This window comes from Brevibacterium sp., from assembly GCF_052105255.1.
In the GTDB taxonomy this organism is placed as follows: Bacteria; Actinomycetota; Actinomycetes; order Actinomycetales; family Brevibacteriaceae; genus Brevibacterium; species Brevibacterium linens_B.
On record NZ_JBQDYQ010000032.1, the window covers coordinates 1 to 5,858 of the forward strand.

Genomic DNA, 5,858 nt, shown 5'->3' on the forward strand with positions numbered 1-5,858 from the left:
TCTGTAGTGTGGGCGGCAACAACCCTACGGAAGGTACGCCATGCTCGACAAACTGCACGATGCATTGAGACTCCGCACCAACCCGGCCATCTTCTTCTCCTCAGCGGCCGTGATCATCATCTTCGTCCTCGGGACGATCTTCTTCACCGATCAGATCGACGCCGGCGTCTCGGTCGCCTCCGACTGGCTGCTGACGAACCTCGGCTGGTTCTACATCCTCGGCGTCACCGTCTTCGTCGTCTTTCTCATCTTCATCGCCGCCTCCCGCTATGGACGCGCGAAGCTCGGCCCCGACGATGAACCACCGGAGCACTCCAACGGCGCCTGGTTCGCCATGCTCTTCGCCGCCGGAATCGGTTCGATCCTCATGTTCTGGGGCGTGGCCGAACCCGTCAGCCACTTCGGCGACCCACCACGCGCATCCCTCGGCGTCGAACCGGGCACGCCGGCCGCAGCCGTCGACGCCATGAATTTCACGTACTACCACTTCACCCTGCACACGTGGGCGATCTTCACTCTGCCCGCGCTGTGCTTCGCCTACTTCATCCACAAGCGGAACCTGCCGCCGCGCGTGAGCTCGATCTTCCAGCCCATCCTCGGCGAGCGCATCCACGGGCCCATCGGCAAGACGATCGACGTCGTCGCCATCATCGGCACCGTCTTCGGCATCGCCGTCTCGATCGGTCTGGGCACACTGCAGATCAACGGCGGGCTCGCCCAGGTCATCGGCATCCCCGAGAACGCCCTGTGGCAGCTGATCATCATCGGCGTCGTCTGCGGGCTGGCCACGATCTCGGTGTCGCTCGGCCTCGACAAAGGCATCAAGATCCTGTCGAACCTCAACATCGTCGTGGCGGTGCTGCTGCTCGTCTTCATCATCGCCTTCGGACCGACCCTGTTCATGGCCAAAGGCGTCTTCGAATCCCTCGGCACATACATCCAGCAGCTGCCCGAACTCGCACTGTGGAACGACACGTTCGCCGACACCGGATGGCAGAACACCTGGACGGTCTTCTATTGGGCGTGGACGATCACCTGGTCGCCGTTCGTCGGCATCTTCATCGCCCGCATCTCCCGCGGACGCACCATCCGCCAGTTCGTCATCGGCGTCCTCGCCATTCCCTCGGCGTTCTCAATCCTGTGGTTCGGCATCTTCGGCTATGCGTCCTTCGACATCGAGCTCAACCAAGGCGGGGGACTGGTCGACCGAGTCGTCGACCAAGGCGACATCCCCGGTGCGCTGTTCGCGTTCCTCGACCACTACCCGCTGGCCGGTCCGACATCGGTGATCGCGATCATCCTCGTGGTCATCTTCTTCGTCACCTCGGTCGACTCCGCAGCGCTCGTCGTCGACACCATGAACAACGGCCACGAAGACTTCAACCCGCTGCCGCAGCGGATCTTCTGGGCCCTTGCCGTCGCCGTCGTCACGGCGGCACTGCTGGTGTTCTCCGGCACCGGCGGACTCGAAGCCCTGCAGTCGACGATCATCCTCGTCGGGCTGCCGTTCTTCATCATCGCCTACTTCCAGATCTACGCCCTCTTGCGCGCCCTGCGTGAGGACGCCGGCATCCTGCCGCGCGTGCGCATGCGCCGCTGGAAGAAGGTCCTGCCGCCCGAAGAGGTCGAACGCCGACAGGGCGACGACGAACAGTTCGGACACGAATACGACGACGATGAGGAAGTCGTCACCGAACCCGAAGCGGTCGAACCGGCACCGAAGTTCCGGGATCCCTACGTCGAAATCGGTCGAGAGAAGAAAGGTCGGCGCGAGGGGACACTCGCCAGCCGCACCGGCAGCCGCTCGAGCAGTCGCGGACAGGGAAAGGGCGACGACACCGACTGAGGCTGACCGGTCCGGAAGCGAGCCCTGACCGTCGCGGCCGGACATGACGAAGGGGGCGCTGCACTGGCAGCGCCCCCTTCGCATCTTCGGATCAGATAGCTATGTCAGATCACTGACCGTTCTTGATCATCTCCGCGCACTTCTCACCCATCATCATCACGGTGATGTTCGGGTTGACCGTAGTGATCTCCGGCATCGCCGAGGCATCGACGACGCGCAGACGGCCCACGCCCTTGACCCGCAGCTGCGGATCCAGAGGCGACATCTCGTCATCAGGTGCTCCCATGCGCACCGTGCCGACCGGGTGGTAGACGGTGTTGTGGGTGCGGGTGATGTAATCGGCGATCTGCTCGTCGGTCTGGACGTCCTTGCCGGGGAACAGCTCCTCGCCGGCCCATTCGGACATGGCGTCCTGGGCGACGATCTCACGGGCCTTCTTGATGCCGGCGACCATGACGCGCATGTCGTGGCCCTCCGGATCGGTGAAGTAGCGGGGATCGACCTTCGGCTTGTCACGGAAGTCCTTCGAGCGCAGACGCACGGTGCCGCGCGACTTCGCATGCGTGACATTCGGAGTCAGGCAGAACGAGTTCTCCGAGGTGTTGTAGCCCTGGCGCAGGGTGTGCATGTCGAAGGGCACCGAACCGTAGTGCATCATCAGATCGGGACGGTCGAGCCCCTCCTCGGTGGGGGAGAAGATGCCGATCTCCCACCACTGCGTGGAGTCCTCGACCATCGGCTTCTTGGCCTCCCACGAGATGACACCCTCCGGGTGATCGCCCAGGTGCTCGCCGACTCCCGGCGAGTCGACGCGGGCCTCGATGCCGACCTCGGCCAGGTGGTCCTTCGGGCCGATGCCCGAGAGCATGAGCAGCTGCGGGGTGTTGATCGCGCCGGAGGAGACGATGACTTCCTTCTTCGCCTCGATCCGGTTGGTCTTGCCGAAGGCGTTGTTGACCACGAGCACTGCCGTGCAGTTGTCGTTCTCGTCGAACTCGAGCTCCTTGGCCTGAGTGTCGGTGAGGATCGTGAGGTTCTCACGGTTGAGGATCGGGTGGAGGTAGGACACCGAGGACGACGACCGGGTGCCGTCGTCCTTGCGGTTGACCTGGAAGAAGTTGGCACCGTTGATGACGGTCTGACCCTCGTTGAACTGCACGCGGGGGATGCCGGCCTGCTCGCAGGCGTCGAGGAGAGCGATGCCGCAGGGGTCGACCGGGGGCACGTTCATCAGGCTGACCGGGCCGTCGTGGCCGTGGTGGTCGCCGGGCAGCTCATTGTTCTCGAGCTTCTTGTACAGGCCGAAGGTGTCCTTCGAACCCCACCCGGCTGCGCCGTGCTTCTCTTCCCACTCGTCGAGATCCTCGCGCGGGGCCCAGAAGGCGATGCACGAGTTGTGGGAGGAGCAGCCGCCGAGCACCTTGGCGCGGGCGTGGCGCATGTGCGAGTTGCCGTTCTCCTGCTCTTCGATCGGGTAGTCCCAGTCGTAGCCGGACTCGAGGAGCTCCATCCAGCGGTTGAGCTGAAGGACGACGTCCTTGTCCGTGTCGGTGGGGCCGGCTTCGAGGAGTCCGACGGTGACCTCGGGGTCCTCGCTCAGTCGGGCTGCGACCGCGGCACCGGCGGAGCCGCCGCCGACGACGACGTAGTCAAAGCTATGAGTAGTCTTCACTGTTCATCTCTCCTTGTTGAGGTAGGCGTCTTCGGAATGCGACTGATCACTTGGTGTGGTCGGGGAACCAACCGGTGACTGCCGGCTCGAGGTTCTGGTAGATGTGCTTGGCTTCCTGGTACTCGGCGAGACCCGTGGGGCCGAGCTCGCGACCGAACCCGGACTGCTTGTACCCGCCCCATTCGGCCTGCGGCAGGTAGGGGTGGAAGTCGTTGATCCAGATGGTGCCGTGGCGCAGACGCTGAGCGACCAGCTGGGTCTTGCCCGCATCCTGACTCCACACGGCTCCGGCCAGACCGTAGTAGGTGTCGTTGGCGATCTCGACGGCCTCGTCGACGGTGGAGAAAGTCTCGACGGTGACGACCGGACCGAAGGCCTCGTCGGAGACGACGGACATTCCGCGCTTGACCTGGTCGAGCACGGTCGGCAGGTAGTAGAAGCCGTCGGCCAGATCGCCTTCGCCGAACTTGCCGCCGCAGCGCAGACGCGCACCTTCGGCCACACCCTTCTCGACATAGGCATGCACCTTGTCGCGGTGTGCCGCGGAGATCAGGGGACCGGTCTCGGCGTTGTCATCGAAGGGACCGCCGAGGCGGATCTGCTCGGCACGTTCGACGAGGCGGTTGACGAACTCCTCGGCGATGGATTCCTCGACGATGAGTCGAGCACCGGCCGAGCACACCTGACCGGAGTGGACGAACGCGGCGTTGAGCGCATTGTCCAGGGCCGCCTCGAAGTCGGCGTCGGCGAAGACGACGTTCGGGTTCTTGCCGCCGAGTTCCAAGGCGATCTTCTTGATCGAGTCGGCAGCGTTGCGGAAAAGCAGGCGACCGGTGACGAGTCCGCCGGTGAACGAGACCATGTCGATGTCCTCGTGAGTCGACAGCGGGGCACCGGCATCGGCACCCGCACCGAGGATGAGGTTGCCGACTCCGGCCGGCAGCCCGAGCTCCTCAAGTACCTGCATGGTGAGGATCGCGGTGTGCGGGGTGAGCTCGGCGGGCTTGAGGACGAAGGCGTTGCCGGCGGCGATGGCCGGAGCGATCTTCCATGCCGCCTGCAGCAGCGGGTAGTTCCATGGGGTGATGAGCGCGCAGACGCCGAGGGGTTCGTGCACGATCTTCGAGGCCACGGTGTCGGTTCCGGCGTCGACGACGCGACCGGCATCGTTTGCGGCGAGCTTGCCGAAGTAGTCGAAGCAGTTCGCGATGTCGTCCATGTCGATCTGCGATTCGACGAAGCGCTTGCCGGTGTCCAGGGACTCGGCGCGCGCGAATTCGTCCTTGCGCTCACGCAGCACGGCGGCGAACTTCAGCAGCAGATCGCCGCGTTCGCTGGCGGGAACCGATGACCAGACGCCGGAGTCGAAGGCGCGGCGGGCGGCCCTGATCGCCAGCTCGGTGTCTGCGGGGCTGGCTTCGTCCACCTCGGCGACGAAGCTGCCGTCGGCCGGGTTGTGGATCTTCCGGGTTCCACCGTTGACGGCTGAAACCCACTGTCCGTCGATGAAGAGTGTGTTCGGCACGATTTCTCCTTTTCCTAGCGGGTGAACGAGTAGCAGTTCTGTTGAGTCGAGCGGTCTGTGCGGTCCGAAGTCACGGCAGCTGCTGCAGAGCCGACAGTTGATGCGCGACGGCCGTCTGAGCTGCGCGGCGACGGGGTTCTGGGGTGCCGACTCGCATGCTTCCGGCAATCACAATAGGCGAAGACGGGGGTCGAACGCGCAATCCGATGATGCTGGTCACACGGGCCGGTGAGATTGGTCATCGCCGCATGGGAGTCTGCGGGGGACAGTGAAGCATCCAGACCGAAAATTCTGATCGTGGAATCGCGGAGACATCCGTCATCCGCACAATGAGCTTCCACGTCAGGTGTCATTCATCTCCTGGTGTCGAGGCGGCGCGGATCTCCGCTGCCGCCGAACGTCTTCGATTGCCGTCGGCCTTTCCACTGGATTCGCCTTGATTCTAACAGAGTGCTGAGGCGGTGACCTGGGCCTCGGCGCTCACCGCAGCGAGTACGACGATGACGCGACGGCGAGCGTGAACGGAGCGCTGACGTGTTCCCGCCCACACGGCGACGAAGCAGTGAGTGGACTAGACTGGAGCGGAACACCGAAAAGACTTCATAGGGAGAATCGTGGCCCAAGGGGATTCGCGAGACAGCCAGGACAACCGCCGCGCAGATGGCGGTCGCCGCTCAGATCGCGACAACAATCGCAACCGTCGACCGGACAACCGGGACGGCCGCGGGCCACGCCAGTCCGACCGCCGAGGCGGCTACCAGGGCAATCGCCGCAATGACGACGATCGTCGGGGCGGCTTCAACCGTGACCGTCGC

3 protein-coding genes are annotated in these 5,858 nt (G+C 64.3%); 1 reads left to right on the forward strand and 2 read right to left on the reverse strand.

Going from position 1 to position 5,858, the window contains the following annotated elements:
• The first annotated feature begins 40 nt into the window (after positions 1–40).
• Positions 41–1,846: a BCCT family transporter gene (locus ACTIIH_RS10125; RefSeq protein WP_441451640.1), complete on the forward strand. Its 1,806-nt coding sequence runs from the start codon at positions 41–43 to the stop codon at positions 1,844–1,846.
• Between the two features lie 109 nt (positions 1,847–1,955).
• On the opposite strand, the gene ACTIIH_RS10130 is transcribed toward ACTIIH_RS10125, so the two are convergent.
• Complete coding sequence (locus tag ACTIIH_RS10130; protein WP_441451641.1) at positions 1,956–3,518, reverse strand: GMC family oxidoreductase; 1,563 nt, start codon at positions 3,516–3,518, stop codon at positions 1,956–1,958.
• Between the two features lie 46 nt (positions 3,519–3,564).
• Entirely contained in the window at positions 3,565–5,043 is a 1,479-nt protein-coding gene (locus tag ACTIIH_RS10135; protein ID WP_101593233.1) for an aldehyde dehydrogenase family protein, read from the reverse strand.
• Between the last annotated feature and the right edge of the window lie 815 nt (positions 5,044–5,858).

Excerpts from the sequence above, each read along its gene's own strand:
- ACTIIH_RS10125 (WP_441451640.1), top strand. The coding sequence starts at position 41 with ATGCTCGACAAACTGCACGATGCATTGAGACTCCGCACCAACCCGGCC.